We start from the raw sequence: 12,701 nt of genomic DNA, 5'->3' as shown, positions 1-12,701 counted from the left end.
GTAATTATGGAAGATCGGCTTGAGCGGTTAATTCAGTACATAGATGAGTTCGATAGACAGGGACCTTACAAGATGAACGTACTGAAAATAATGTTAGAGCGAGGTTCTCAAGATTGGTATGCGCCAATTTCGATAACTGAACTCGCAAAACCTTATTATGATTTAGTGAACGAGCAACTCCGTTCTTATACCCTTAAAAATATAAGTGCGGGCTTTACAACGAGCTTTTCACAAGCAAAAATGGAACGGCATTTAAGAACACTGCCATTAAAATATCTATCAACAACTTCTACTAGAGTAAGCAATATTTCTCCACCCTTTGAATTAATTGATGATATGTTTTATGTGAGGGAAGAGTACTGTATTGAAGGTCAAGCGGCTCATGATAGAATCATTAAAGCAGTGGAACAAAAGTTTGAAGAGTACTTAGAAGTATTTAGTGAAAGGTGAGGGATAATTTGAAACGCGCACTACTTCGCAAAATCCAATTCGCCATCCAGCATCATGGCGGGACGGCTTCATTGAAAGAAATCAACGCATATATCGAGCGGTCATACTATCAACTCGAGCTCGATCGGTATAAAGATTGGAAGGCTCACGTCAATAAACAGATTCGGGCCCATTCAAGTGATTCGGCCAGCTTCGCGGGGAAAGAAGACTTATTTTATTCCACGGGAAATAAAGGCATATGGGGCCTTCGCCAACCGAATAACTAACCGAAAGCGGAACCATTTTAGTTGGTTCCGCTTTCAAAGTTTACAATACGTCACACCCCCTTGTCACAGAATGTTCAATCCTGTAAACTTCGAAACAGTGTGAAAAAAATGTATAAGGGGTTTATCCATGGAAATCGTTCAGCAATTATCGCAAGTACAATTACTCAACCAATTCTGGTTGCTCATGGCCTTCGTCATCCCGATGGTCATTTTATCGCGGATGGTCGTGGCTGGTTCACGGTTCTCGCCAATCCTCGTCATCGTCATCTTCGGTCTCGGGCTTGGCTTCGCCATGGTCGAGATGGGTATCGCGACACCGGGTCTCCCTGAGTTCCCGCTCGTCGACTTCCTATCACGCACGACAATCATCGCGCTCGTCGTGTCGTTCTTCGTCGGTGGACAAGAACTTCGCAAGATTTTAAGCAAGCAAGAGCTCGACGTGAAAGATATCGTCGTGCCATCGAAAGAAGAGATGTTCCTCGGGACAGGACGGACACAGTTCATCTTCATCCTCCGTTCATTCTTCTTGCTCGTCGGTCTCGAAGGGTTCTTCCGCATGATGATTCAACCGGGCGCGGCAGAGGGCATCATGCTCTATTACCCGATCCTCGCGTTGATCGGTCTCGCGGCATCGTTCCTCTTGATCGACCACAAGGCGCAAATCGACGATAAGAAGGTATACATGCGTAAAGGCGTCATCGAGACAGTGTTGATGCTCGTCATCTTGTTCGTGTCGTACGGCATCGCCGTGGCGGTTCAACCGATTATCGCGCTTCCGCAGATCTTCTTCGCCATGTTGCTCTCGTCAGCACTCGGTGCCATCTTCCACAACTGGACGTATGGACCGACCGTCCGTGCGCTTTTGTTTGCCGGAATCCCGGTCGTCTTGGCCGCCAACTTCATGGTCGGTGGTTCGCGGATCGGTGATGCGTTCGCCATCGAAGGCATGAATTCGATTCTCGTTTACGGTTTCTTTGGTCAATTGTTCTGGATGTTCGGTGGGATTGCACTCCTCATGTGGTTCGCCCGCACAGGACATGTCCGCAACCTCGCACCAGGTATGGCCGGCTCGCTCTCGCACAGTGGTCTCACAGGCGCATGTACGGCTGGTGACTTCGGTCAAGTGGCCGCGAAACGTGCCCCAATCATGATCAACATCCCGTTCTTCGGTCACATCTTCGTGTTCTCGATTTTGGCAGTCAGTGCCGACAACGGGGCGCTCTGGATCTGGCCGACGGCAATCATCGTCTTGGTCGGTCTTGTGCTAACGGCGCTCTCGCTCAAAAACTTGCGCGGTGCCAACGGCGAAGACTTCAAAGAAGTGAAGGCGCTCATGCAGTTCTCGTTCGGTTGGCAGATGATGGCGGTCTTCGGTGGACTCGTCCTTCTCACGTTCAGCACGATCGCGTTCGACTACACGACGATGGCTCAATCGTCAGCCATCTCGCACTTCGGTCTCTTCGCAGCCGTGCAGGGCGGTATGTTCGGGACGGAAGCGTCGCTTCTCATCCCGCTCATCTTCTCGATGCCATTCCTCGTCCACCCGATTGTGTTCTACATGTTCGGGAAGGCGCTCGATAACAACGGTGAAATGCCACGCGTACCAGTTTACGCCATGGCGCTCATCGGTGTCGTCGGAGTCTCGTTCGCGATTCTCGGCGTATAACAAACAGCCGCTTCTACCAATGCGTAGAAGCGGTTTTTTGTATGCCGAAACATCGCACCGATGAATCGATGGGACAAAAAAACGGCCGACACGAGGTCGACCGTCTTCTGTTTAGTTGACTTCCGTCACATGGATAACCGGCTTCGCCGTCACGTAGTTGCCTACGCTTTGAGCGAACGCGATGAGGTCCGGGTTTTGGTTGTGTTGCTCGACGGCCGCTTGGTCGGCCCAGTTCTCGATCATGACGAAGCGGTTTTCCGACGTCGTCGATTGATAGAGCTCATAGCTCAAGCAACCAGCTTCTTGTTTCGACGAATCGATGAGCTTGTTGATGTCGGCCAAGAAGTTGTCAAACTCTGTTTCTTTCACGTCGAAAATAGCGTTGATTAAGATCATGTGGGTGTCCTCCGATTATTTAAATGATGTGATTTTTTCAGCGTCGAGACGTACCGATTGGTAGCCTTCTTCTGCCGCTTTACCGACCGAGAGGATCATGACCGGCACGTAACGGTCTTTATCTAAACCGAACGCTTCCGCGAGTTGGTCTTTCTCGAAACCGCCGATTGGGTTCGTGTCGTAACCGTGGGCACGGGCGACGAGCATGAATTGCATCGCTGCGAGACTCGAGTCGATTTTGACGATGTCGTTCATCTCTTGTTTCGACAAGTTCTTGTAGTATGGGAGGATGGCAGCGAGCTGCTGGTCGCGCACTTCTTGCGGCATTTTACCTTCCGCGACAGCTTGATCGTAAATCTCTTCACCGAGCTCGTAGCATTCCATATCGCCGAAGATGAGGACCATCGCAGCCGACGTGTCGTTTTGACGGACGTTGAAGCGGATGAGCGGCTTGAGCGCCTCTTTTGCCTCTGGGCTCTCGACGACAACGAAGCGCCACGGTTGCATGTTGACTGAAGAAGGGGCTGTTGTCGCTTCCTCGATCATTTGAAGCATTTCAAGTTGTGAGATTTTGACGTTCTCGTCGTAGACGCGGATCGATTTGCGACCGAGCATCACGTCAGTGAATGTGTTGTTTTCGAATGTAGTTGCCATGGATATTACCTCTTTCTCTCTTGTTATAGTTGGTTCAGCTTTTGCAGCAGACTCGACAGCTGATTGATTTCTGACTCGGACAGCACTCTCGTAATCAAATGCTTGCCGCGGTCGTGGTCTTGTTCACAGCTCGTCAAGTCATGTTTGGCTTCGTCGGTCAAATGGACGAACACTTCACGATGGTTCGCGGTGTTCCGTTCCCGGCGGACGTAGCCTTTTTCTTCAAGGATCTTCAAATGGCGGGTGATGGCCGCATTGTCGATTTTCATCGCCTGCTGAATCTCGCTTTGCGAACAGACGCCCTTGTCATGCACAATCATGAGCATCTCGTAGCGGGTCAGGCTGAAGCCCGTCTCTTTCTCGAACGAGGTCGCGACGCGTTGGTCCGCCAATTTGATTTGGTACAGCAGTCGGCTGATGTCTCGTAATTCCATCTGTGGTGTCTCACCCCTCTCATTTGATAAGTCAATTGTTGACTCGTCAAATGTAAAACATTCAGGCCGTGCTGTAAAGGAGAATGCTCACACAAAAAACCATCCGCTCGAGCGAATGGCGATCAGTCTTCATATTTTGTACCATCAAATCGGTACTCGGTGATGAACGTCGTCTCGTCAAACCCATATAGGCGATCGAGGCGGTTCAAGTCGTCAATCGTCTGGAGCGAATCGAATGACGGATCGCCGGATTGGGACGTGCGTGACACGTTCAAGTAGCGCTCGGTGAAGTCGTCATCCTCATTCGGTGTCCCGTCGAACGAGAAATGAATCGACGTGACGTCGTCCTCGAGTAGGCGGATGACGTCGAGGACGCGCTGCTTCTGAGCATTGGTGTCGTTCCATGCTTCATGCAACATGACGGAGACACCTAAAAACGTCTCTGGATTCAACTCGAAGACGGACGTCGGTTGTCGTCTGTTTACGTCTCGCATGCGTACGACGTCTACAGGCACGTTCGCCCGGACCGTCTCTGTACGTGATAAGACGTTCGCCGTGACGAGTCGGTCGTGTAGCGTCGTCTCTGCCTCTTTAACCCAGTACGTCGGCATCACGTCGTCAAGGATTGTGCCGTCACCATACGTCCGCGCGGAATACGTCCCGCGAAGTGGTCGCCTTTCGAGCTTGAACGTCGCCTTGTACCCAGTCAGTTTCCAGTCTTGTGACACGTCGACATCGACACGTTCTCCGTACGTGGCATCGATGTAGTCCGTATAGCGTTCGGTCGCTTCGCTTCTTCCGTACATCGATCCGGCGACAAGCAAGCCGACGGCCCCAAGCAACAATCTTTTTTTCATTTTTGGTTCACCTCTCGTCCAATGTACCTGAAAAACACGACGCGCGTCTCAGTCCAAAGTCGTATTCAATTTATTCCCAATTCCCTGTAAACTGAAAGTGCACTTTAAGAACTATTGTATTTACGTGTACTAATACGTATAATACACTTATACCACGTACACAAGAGAGGGTGTGACCCATGTTATATAAAATTGATATGAAAAGCGCGGAACCTTTGTATGAACAAATCGTCAATCAGACGAAGGCGCTCGTCATCCGCGGGATTTTACGGCCGGGCGACAAGGTCATGTCGGTGCGCGAACTCGCGACCGACCTCGTCATCAATCCGAATACGGTCAGTAAGGCGTATCAGGAACTCGAGCGACTCGGCTTGCTCGAGATGCATCGCGGGCGGGGGACGTTCGTCTCCGAGGACTGGGTCGACCAGGACTCGCCGCGCGCACCGATTTTAGAAGCAATCAAGAAGCTCGCCATCGATTGCCATTACGCGAACATCGCGCTCACCGAAGCGCTGACGCTATTTGAGACCGAATATAAGAAAGTAGGGGAGAACCATGCTGACAGTCCAACAACTGAGTAAGACGATCGATCGACAGCGCGTCTTAGACGACATCGACTTCACCGTCGGCGCCGGAGAAATCATCGCCCTCGTCGGACGGAACGGGGCCGGGAAGACGACGCTCTTACGCACGATGGTCGGGATCATCCGACCGGATACGGGCGACGTCCGTTACGGCCCAGCGAGCATTTTTGAGAAGTCAGAATTAAAACGTGACGTCATCTTCGTCCCAGACTCGGCCGACGCGCTCAAACATTATACAGTCAACGAGGCGGCCGCGCTCTACGAATCGATTTATCCGACGTTCAACCGGTCAACCTTCAGAGAGACGCTTACTCGTTACAACATCGACAACAAGAAGATCCGTCAGCTCTCGAAAGGACAGAAGGCGATGGTGACACTGTCGCTCGCGTTCGCCGTCCAAGCAAAATATTATCTGCTCGATGAACCGACGGACGGACTCGACGTCGTCGCCAAATCCGACGTCTTGAAGCTGATGATCGCCCAAGTCGAGGCACGTAACTGTTCCATCATCGTCTCGAGTCACCAGTTACATGAGCTCGAACGAATCGCCGACCGCATCATCATGATCGAGAAAGGCCGCGTCAAAGCGATCATGTCGCTCGAGGAGGCGCGTGAGACGAGCGTCAAACTGCAAGTCGTCTTCAACGACCAAGTACCGGTCGAACTGCTTGAACGGAAAGATATCGAAATCATCAACGTCACAGGCCGGGTCGCCTTGTTCATGGCGAAAGAACGGACGAAGGAACTCGATACGTTCGTCGATGCGCACGACCCGATGCTCGTCGAAGAGATTCCGATGTCGCTCGAAGACGTGTTCCGAGTTCAACTAGGAGGTGAGTCGAATGTTATCTAGCGTATTGCTCAAAAAAGATTGGAAGCAAGTATCACTTTTATGGATGTTGCTCATCACGCTTGCGACACTCGCATATACCATGCCGGTGTGGACCGAGATGCAATACTACGATGAACAGATCCGTGATATTCAACAGAATCCTTCACAATATCAAGAAGGGACGCAAAATGACATCGCTACACTCACGATCGAAGACTTCTTCAGTGCGACAGCTGGGGCTGGTTATATGATTGGTGAATTAGGTACGCTTTTGCCGATCGAGACGGTCGTCTTCCTCTACGTCGTGTTCGGGTTCTTGATGGCATCTGTCTTGATTGGCAGTGAGCGCAACAGTCAAATGTCCGACTTTTCGATGTCACTCCCATTCAGTCGCAACCAGCTTTACATATCGAAATGGTTGATTGGTGTCAGTGGCATCGTCCTTTCTTCGATCATCGGTGGGGCAGTTATGCTCGTCCTCATTCACTCGTCACGCTATGCCTTCTTAATTGAGGGACAGACGTTGAAAGTGACCGCGGTCATCGGTTTGGTCATCCTGATTGGAATCTCTGTCTTCACGCTATCGCTTTGGATGGGCTCGTTCGGAGGAGAGGCGATTTCCCAAGTGCTTTGGTCGATCGTTGCCTTCTTATTCCCGATCGGCATCCTATCATTGGTTCAAGGCTCGATTTATTCGTTTACAGGATATAGCTCGTACGATTGGTATGCAGAAGCAATGGAGAGTCTCCCGATGCGAATTTTGTCGCCACTTGTGAACATTGCGAACGTCGATACGTACAACTTGTTCACTGACAACACGGAATGGCGTAATTTCATGACGCTCGCGCCACTTAGCTCGCTCCTCTTCATCGGGTTGTCGTTCGGGCTTGGACTTGTCATGTTCAACCGGGCTCCGCAAGAAAACAACGGGCGCTTCTTCATGTTCACGAACTGGCTCTGGCTCGTTCATGTCATTATGGTACTTTGTTTCGCCATGCTCGGGGGCATCATTCTCTCGGTCATTTCGTACCCGACGAGTGTCACGCTGTACGTCATCGGCTTCGTAATCGGTGGTTTCCTTGCTCATTTACTTGCGAAACGCCTGCTCTATCGCTTGAACTTGAAACTAAAATCTTGATAGGAGGATTCTCATGAAACGGCTCAGTCTGCTCGTCGTCTTGCTCATCGTGCTCGCTGGATGCGGGGACACCGAACGATCGAACGCTTTCCAATACAAAGGGTCTTACGTCGGGGACAACAGCGCCGTCGCCGGCATCGCCCAGACGTTGCCGATGCACGACTGCTACAAGTCGATCGAGCTGCAGACGAAAAAGCGTCCTTACGGCCTGACGATTCGTTACAGTGACCCTGAGATTGAACGAATCGAGCAAGAACGGTTGGCCATCCGCAACGCGGCAACATATTTTACGCTCGTCAAAAATGCGGAAATTGTCCGCTTCGCTTTCCCGAACCGGACATATTCGTTCTCGCGCCCGGAGATGGAGGCGTGGCTCGACGTCGACTTCTCGACGATCAAGTGGGAAAAAGAGTTAAAGGATCACTTAGACGAGAAAATCAGTAACCAAGAGCAGACCGAAGCCTATTTCAAGAGAATCTGAACGTGTGCGGAAACTTTCATCCGCGCACGTTTTTTCGATATTTTCTGAAAATTATCGGGTAAAGGGTAGATGAAAGCGTTTTCTTGGCATTATAATGGAGTTAATTGAATGACTATTCATTCCAAGGAGGAGAATCGATGAACAAACCATGGTTGCAAGATTATCCAGCTGACATGCCAGAAACGATTGATTACGAGGTGAAGCCGCTCTATGAGGCGCTATCCCGGGCCGCTACCGATTATCCGGACCGGACCGCCGTCTCCTTCATCGGCAAAGAGTTGACGTTCGCCGAGGTCGATGACGCGGCGAGACGGCTCGCGACGATGCTTCAATCGAAAGGGTTGCAAAAAGGGGACCGCGTCAGCCTGATGCTCCCGAACTGTCCGCAATACGTCATTTCATTCTACGCCGTCCTATACGCCGGCGGTACGGTCGTCCAGACGAATCCGCTCTACACCGAGCATGAGCTCGAGAACTTGATTACCGACTCCGGTGCGAACATCCTCATCACGCTCGACCTCCTCTATCCGAAATCGCTTCGTGTGAAACAGAAGACGGACATCAAGACGATCGTCACGACGAGCATCGCCGATTATCTTCCGTTCCCGAAGAACAAACTCTATCCGATCAAAGTGAAACGTGAGAATAACATCGTCATCGACACGACAGGTTCGGTCGCGTTCAAAGAGTATAAGAACTACGGGCCGATCACCCCGACCGAGATCGATCCGAAAGAGGACGTCGCCGTCTTGCAATATACGGGCGGGACAACGGGGTTGCCAAAAGGCGTCATGCTGACCCACTTCAACTTGACGGCGAACGTCGACCAAATCTCGAACTTCTTCTATAGATATAACCGAGGCGACCTAAAGCGTGTCTTGAGCGTCGTCCCGTTCTTCCACGTCTACGGGATGACATGCTGTCTGAACTTCGGGATGGCGAACGGATATGAGCTCGTCCTCGTCCCGCGCTTTGACGTCACCGACGTCTTGAAGACGATCCACAAGAAGAAGCCACACTTCTTCCCAGGTGCACCGACGATGTATGTCGGCATCCTCAACGACCCGAAATCGAAGAAATATGACCTGTCGTCAATCGAGGCGTGTATCTCCGGGTCGGCGCCGCTCCCGGTCGAAGTGCAGGAGCAGTTCGAGAGCATCACGGGCGGTCGCATCGTCGAAGGGTACGGGTTATCGGAGACGTCACCGGTCACGCACGCGAACTTCCTATGGGATAAACGGATCGTCGGCTCGATCGGCGTGCCGTTGTCGGACACATCTGCTAAAATTGTAAAGGCAGACGGGGAGACGCCGGCGGATGTCGGCGAGATCGGTGAAGTCATGCTTCATGGCCCGCAAGTCATGAAAGGATATTGGCAGAAGCCGGAAGAGACGGCTGCCGTCTTGAAGGATGGATGGCTCGCGACCGGTGACCTCGGCTATATGGGCGAGGATGGGTTCTTCAATATCGTCGACCGGAAGAAGGACATGATCATCGCCGGAGGCTTCAACGTCTATCCACGTGAAATCGAAGAAGTGCTCTATGAGCATCCGGCCGTCAAGGAAGCGGTCTGTATCGGCGTCCCGGACCCATATCGCGGCGAGACGGTCAAGGCGTTCATCGTGACGCGTGACGGCGCCAGCGTGACAGAAGAGGAGCTCGACAAACACTGTCGCGAGAAGCTCGCGGCGTATAAAGTGCCGAAGCTGTACGAGTTCCGTGAGGAGTTGCCGAAGACGTTCGTCGGTAAGATTTTACGTCGTGTCCTCGTCGACGAAGAGAAGGCGAAACAAGTGAAACAAAGCAGTTGACACAACCGTGTCACATGATAGAATAATAAATGAATGAACCATCATTCATTTTTCTGTAGCGGTAAGGAGCTTGGGTGTTTATGACAAAGAATGGATCAAAAAGTGACCGCATTATCGATGCGGCAGTGAAAGTGATTGCGGATCATGGCTATCACGGTGCAAAGGTGACGGCCATCGCCAAAGAGGCGGGCGTCGCCGACGGAACGATTTATCTGTACTTCAAAAACAAGGAACATCTGTTGATTGAATTGTTCCAGACGAAGATGGGCCTGTTCATCGACTACTCGAAGCAACAAATCGAGCGGGAGACGACGGCCGGCGACAAACTGTATCAGTTGATTGAGTCGCACTTGAAGCAACTATCGGCCGATTACGACCTCGCCGTCGTGACGCAAATCGAGCTCCGGCAGTCGAACTTGGCGCTCCGACAAAAGATTAGCGAAGTGCTCAAACCGTACTTGAACTTAATCGATGCGGTCGTACAACACGGAATCGACACCGGCGAATTCGATCGCGATCTCGACTATCGACTCGCTCGGCAGATGATTTTCGGCACGATCGACGAAGTGGTCACGAGTTGGATGGCGAGCGGCTTCAAGTATGACTTGATGTCGACGCTACCGAAAGTACACCATATGTTAAAAAAAGGGCTTGCTTAACCGTAAGCCCTCTCGCTAGCTCAAAAAATGAACGCTGATTCATGAATGATGGTGCGAACAACTTATAAGGGGGAACTACGATGAATATTTTTGTATTGCTGAAGCGTACGTTCGATACAGAGGAAGCGATTCAGCTCGAGAATGGGGAAATTCAAGAAGACGGCGCTGAGTTCATCATCAACCCGTATGACGAATATGCGGTCGAAGAAGCCATCCGTAAGCGTGACGATCTCGGGGGAGAAGTCACGGTCGTGACGGTCGGACCAGAAGACGCGGACAAAGAACTTCGCACGGCGCTCGCGATGGGTGCGGACAAAGCGGTCCGGATTTCAATCGAGGATGACGTCGAGGACGCGGACCACGTGACGATTTCGAAAGTGCTCGCCACGTACTTGAAAGAGCAAGCGCCTGACCTCGTCTTCGCCGGGAACGTCGCGATCGATGGCGGCAGCGGTCAAGTCGCGCCGCGCGTCGCGGAACTGCTCGATATGAACTACGTGACGACAATCACGAAGCTCGACATCGACGGGACGACGGCGACGGTCACACGCGACGTCGAAGGGGACACGGAAGTAATCGAAGTGCCGCTCCCGCTCCTCGTGACGGCGCAGCAAGGATTGAACGAACCGCGCTACCCGAGCCTTCCAGGCATCATGAAGGCGAAGAAGAAGCCGCTCGAAGAACTCGAACTGTCGGACATCGACCTCGATGAGGACGAGATCGAAGCGAAAATCGAGACGATTGAACGTTTCTTGCCAGAAGAGAAGAAAGCCGGACGCATCCTTGAAGGGGATACGTCGTCACAAGTGAGCGAGCTCGTTCAATTACTTCGCACGGAAGCCAAAGTCATTTAAGGGGGACACATAGATGAAAGCTTTAATACTCGCAGAAGCGCGTGAAGGCGCGTTACGGAACGTATCATTTGAAGCAATCGCCGCGGCGAAGCAACTGACGGACGACGTGACGGCGGTCGTCATCGGGGATGATGTCAAAGCACTCGCCAATGAACTCGGGGAATACGGCGCGGGACGCGTCCTCGTCATCGAGGACGAGCGTCTCAAACACTACACGCCAGACGGTTACGGACAAGTGCTCCGCCAAGTCATCGACCAGGAGTCGCCGGACATGATCGTGCTCGGCCATACGGCGCTCGGGAAAGATATCGCACCGAAACTAGCGGCTCGTCTGGACGCCGGTCTCATCAGTGACGTCGTCTCGATTGAAGGATCTGGCAAAGACGCCGAGTTCGTCCGCCCGATTTATTCAGGGAAAGCGTTCGAGAAAGTGAAATTCAAAGACTCGGTCATGTTCTTCACGATCCGTCCGAACAACATCGACGCTCTTCCGCGTACGGCTGGAGCGAGTGTGTCGGTCGAGACACCGAGCGTGGAGCTCAAGGACCTCGCCATGATCGTCAAAGAAGTCGTCCGCAAGGCGACGGGGAAAGTCGATTTGACGGAAGCGAAAGTCATCGTCGCCGGTGGGCGCGGCGTCAAGAGCGAGGACGGCTTCAAGCCGCTCGAAGAGCTCGCGGAATTGCTCGGCGGGGCCGTCGGTGCTTCACGTGGAGCATGTGACGCCGACTACTGTGACTACGCGCTACAAATCGGGCAGACCGGGAAAGTCGTCACGCCGGACTTGTATATCGCCTGCGGCATCTCTGGGGCGATCCAACACTTGGCCGGGATGAGCAACGCCAAAGTCATCGTCGCCATCAACAAAGACCCGGAAGCGAACATCTTCACCGTGGCCGACTACGGCATCGTCGGTGACTTGTTCGACGTCGTCCCGCTCTTGACGGAAGAGTTCCGCAAACACCTCGTCAATAGCTGATATGCAGAATGTTTGGGGAAACGTACCCTCCGTGGTATACTCTGAACATGAAATGCATGAGAGTTCTTAATCGGCTCTCACATCTTACTGGGGAGGTATTTACCAAATGGCTATTAAACACGCAACGACTCAAACATTCGAACAAGAAGTAAAAGAGGGCGTCGTCCTCGTCGATTTCTGGGCAGCTTGGTGTGGACCGTGCCGCATGATCGCACCGGTACTCGAAGAGCTTGACCAAGAGATGGGCGACCAAGTCCAAATCGTTAAACTCGACGTTGACGAGAACCCAGAAGTAGCGGGCGCTTTCCAAATTCAAAGTATCCCAACACTTATGATGTTCAAAGACGGACAACCTGTTTCGAAAACAATGGGCTTCCAACCAAAAGAAGCACTCAAAGAGTTTATCGCAACAGCACAATAATCACGTACAGCCGACCGGGGAACTAGTCGGCTGTTTTTTGTTGGGCTCGTTAGGGAAGAAGGAGTTTAGTCGTTTCGTATGGAATAACAACGGTTAAGGTTCGGTACGGATTTAGCGGGGAATCCGGAAAAATCACTATCTGAAAACGGATACATACGACGCTTGATCAGATTTTTTTTCGTCGCTTTTTGTCGACTATCTTCATATTTAACAGTTCGG

16 protein-coding genes are annotated in these 12,701 nt (G+C 51.9%); 12 read left to right on the top strand and 4 right to left on the bottom strand.

Annotated features, from left to right (window positions below):
* Positions 1–6 precede the first annotated feature (6 nt).
* The 3 genes from FED52_RS10160 to FED52_RS10150 all read left to right on the top strand — a co-directional run bounded on the left by FED52_RS10160 (position 7) and on the right by FED52_RS10150 (position 2,382).
* Positions 7–450, top strand: a complete 444-nt coding sequence (locus FED52_RS10160; RefSeq protein WP_138859788.1) for a hypothetical protein — start codon at positions 7–9, stop codon at positions 448–450.
* Positions 451–458: 8 nt separating this feature from the next.
* On the top strand, positions 459–716 hold the full coding sequence (locus FED52_RS10155) for a hypothetical protein (RefSeq protein ID WP_138859787.1): 258 nt from the start codon (positions 459–461) through the stop codon (positions 714–716).
* Positions 717–843: 127 nt separating this feature from the next.
* Positions 844–2,382: a hypothetical protein gene (locus FED52_RS10150; protein WP_138859786.1), complete on the top strand. Its 1,539-nt coding sequence runs from the start codon at positions 844–846 to the stop codon at positions 2,380–2,382.
* A gap of 111 nt (positions 2,383–2,493) precedes the next feature.
* Here FED52_RS10150 and FED52_RS10145 read toward each other — a convergent pair whose 3' ends face one another.
* The 4 genes from FED52_RS10145 to FED52_RS10130 form a co-directional block, all read right to left on the bottom strand.
* Positions 2,494–2,778 (bottom strand): putative quinol monooxygenase, encoded by a 285-nt coding sequence (locus FED52_RS10145; RefSeq protein WP_138859785.1) that lies wholly within the window; start codon positions 2,776–2,778, stop codon positions 2,494–2,496.
* 15 nt (positions 2,779–2,793) lie between these two features.
* The gene (locus FED52_RS10140) at positions 2,794–3,432 is read right to left on the bottom strand and encodes a nitroreductase family protein (protein WP_138859784.1); all 639 of its coding nucleotides are present in this window, start codon (positions 3,430–3,432) and stop codon (positions 2,794–2,796) included.
* Positions 3,433–3,455: 23 nt separating this feature from the next.
* Positions 3,456–3,866: a MarR family winged helix-turn-helix transcriptional regulator gene (locus tag FED52_RS10135; RefSeq protein ID WP_138859783.1), complete on the bottom strand. Its 411-nt coding sequence runs from the start codon at positions 3,864–3,866 to the stop codon at positions 3,456–3,458.
* Positions 3,867–3,988: 122 nt separating this feature from the next.
* Positions 3,989–4,723 (bottom strand): hypothetical protein, encoded by a 735-nt coding sequence (locus FED52_RS10130; protein ID WP_138859782.1) that lies wholly within the window; start codon positions 4,721–4,723, stop codon positions 3,989–3,991.
* Between the two features lie 179 nt (positions 4,724–4,902).
* On the opposite strand from FED52_RS10130, the gene FED52_RS10125 reads away from it, so the two are divergent.
* The 9 genes from FED52_RS10125 (at position 4,903) to trxA (ending at position 12,482) form a co-directional block, all read left to right on the top strand.
* On the top strand, positions 4,903–5,304 hold the full coding sequence (locus tag FED52_RS10125) for a GntR family transcriptional regulator (protein ID WP_138859781.1): 402 nt from the start codon (positions 4,903–4,905) through the stop codon (positions 5,302–5,304).
* A complete protein-coding gene (locus FED52_RS10120) occupies positions 5,279–6,160 on the top strand; it encodes an ABC transporter ATP-binding protein (RefSeq protein ID WP_138859780.1) in 882 nt (293 codons plus the stop codon). The genes FED52_RS10125 and FED52_RS10120 overlap by 26 nt, the downstream gene beginning before the upstream one ends.
* The gene (locus FED52_RS10115) at positions 6,150–7,277 is read left to right on the top strand and encodes an ABC transporter permease subunit (RefSeq protein ID WP_138859779.1); all 1,128 of its coding nucleotides are present in this window, start codon (positions 6,150–6,152) and stop codon (positions 7,275–7,277) included. Before FED52_RS10120 ends, FED52_RS10115 begins: the two co-directional genes overlap by 11 nt.
* Positions 7,278–7,290: 13 nt before the next feature.
* The gene (locus tag FED52_RS10110; protein WP_138859778.1) at positions 7,291–7,758 is read left to right on the top strand and encodes a DUF4825 domain-containing protein; all 468 of its coding nucleotides are present in this window, start codon (positions 7,291–7,293) and stop codon (positions 7,756–7,758) included.
* A gap of 137 nt (positions 7,759–7,895) precedes the next feature.
* Positions 7,896–9,569, top strand: a complete 1,674-nt coding sequence (locus FED52_RS10105) for an AMP-binding protein (protein ID WP_138859777.1) — start codon at positions 7,896–7,898, stop codon at positions 9,567–9,569.
* Positions 9,570–9,649: 80 nt separating this feature from the next.
* Positions 9,650–10,228, top strand: coding sequence for a fatty acid metabolism transcriptional regulator FadR (locus FED52_RS10100; RefSeq protein ID WP_021066819.1), 579 nt, complete (start codon positions 9,650–9,652; stop codon positions 10,226–10,228).
* An 80-nt stretch (positions 10,229–10,308) separates the two neighbouring features.
* On the top strand, positions 10,309–11,082 hold the full coding sequence (locus tag FED52_RS10095) for an electron transfer flavoprotein subunit beta/FixA family protein (RefSeq protein WP_114165739.1): 774 nt from the start codon (positions 10,309–10,311) through the stop codon (positions 11,080–11,082).
* Positions 11,083–11,095: 13 nt separating this feature from the next.
* Positions 11,096–12,061, top strand: a complete 966-nt coding sequence (locus FED52_RS10090) for an electron transfer flavoprotein subunit alpha/FixB family protein (RefSeq protein WP_138859776.1) — start codon at positions 11,096–11,098, stop codon at positions 12,059–12,061.
* 106 nt (positions 12,062–12,167) lie between these two features.
* Positions 12,168–12,482 carry a thioredoxin gene (gene trxA / locus FED52_RS10085; RefSeq protein ID WP_021066822.1) on the top strand — a complete coding sequence of 105 codons (315 nt, stop codon included), beginning with the start codon at positions 12,168–12,170 and terminating at the stop codon, positions 12,480–12,482.
* Positions 12,483–12,701: the final 219 nt, after the last annotated feature.

It is taken from the genome of Exiguobacterium mexicanum, assembly GCF_005960665.1.
Classification (GTDB): domain Bacteria; phylum Bacillota; class Bacilli; order Exiguobacteriales; family Exiguobacteriaceae; genus Exiguobacterium; species Exiguobacterium mexicanum_A.
The sequence above is the reverse complement of the archived record's forward strand: the minus strand, read 5'-3'. Positions and strand labels throughout refer to the sequence as shown.